Source organism: Viridibacterium curvum (assembly GCF_039544165.1).
Taxonomy (GTDB): Bacteria; Pseudomonadota; Gammaproteobacteria; order Burkholderiales; family Rhodocyclaceae; genus Viridibacterium; species Viridibacterium curvum.
The window spans coordinates 1-763 of record NZ_BAABLD010000013.1 but is presented as its reverse complement, the minus strand read 5'-3'; the positions used below and the strand labels follow the sequence as shown (position 1 = coordinate 763).

At 65.5% G+C, this 763-nt stretch carries 1 protein-coding gene; it reads left to right on the top strand.

Going from position 1 to position 763, the window contains the following annotated elements; all coding sequences use genetic code 11:
* Positions 1 to 763, top strand: a 763-nt coding sequence (locus ABEA02_RS15325) for a Calx-beta domain-containing protein (RefSeq protein ID WP_345533971.1), incomplete at both ends; no start/stop codon positions are given.

Genomic DNA, 763 nt, shown 5'->3' with positions numbered 1-763 from the left:
CGCCGCCTTCAGCAATGGCGTGACGATCTCTGGCGGCACGATCACCGTGCCGGCAGGGGTCACCAGCTTCACCGTCTCCGTGCCGACCACGGCTGACACCATCGATGAAGCCAACGAGACCTACACCCTGACCGTGGGCGGCGTGGCCGCCACCGGCACGATCAACGACGACGACGCCGCACCGACCGTGCAGAGCGTCTCGTCGCCGAGCGTCAACGAGGGTAACAACCTCGTCTATAACGTTGCGCTCACCAACGCCTCCTCGTCGAGCATCACCTTCCCCTTCACCCTCGGTGGCGGCACCGCTGCAGCGGGCGACTTCGGTTCGCCGACCTTCAGCAACGGGGTCACCCTCGCAGGTGGCGTGCTGACCATCCCGGCCGGTGTCACGAGCTTCACCGTGACCGTGCCGACTGTCAGCGACACGACGGATGAGCTGGACGAAACCGTGCCACTGACTGTCGGTGGCGTCACCGGCACTGGCACCATCCTCGACGACGACGCCGCACCGACGATTGCCTCCGTCACGAGCAATAGCGCGACAGAAGCCAGCAACATCGTCCATACGGTGACGCTGTCGAATGCCTCCAGCGTCGCAACGACCTACACCCTGTCGCTCGCCGATGTCACGGCAACCGGCGGCGGTACCGACTACACGTCCGCCCTGACCAACGCCTCGTTCTCGAATGGCGTGACGATCTCGGGCGGCACGATCACCGTGCCGGCAGGGGTCACGAGCTTCACTGTCACTGTCCCCACCACG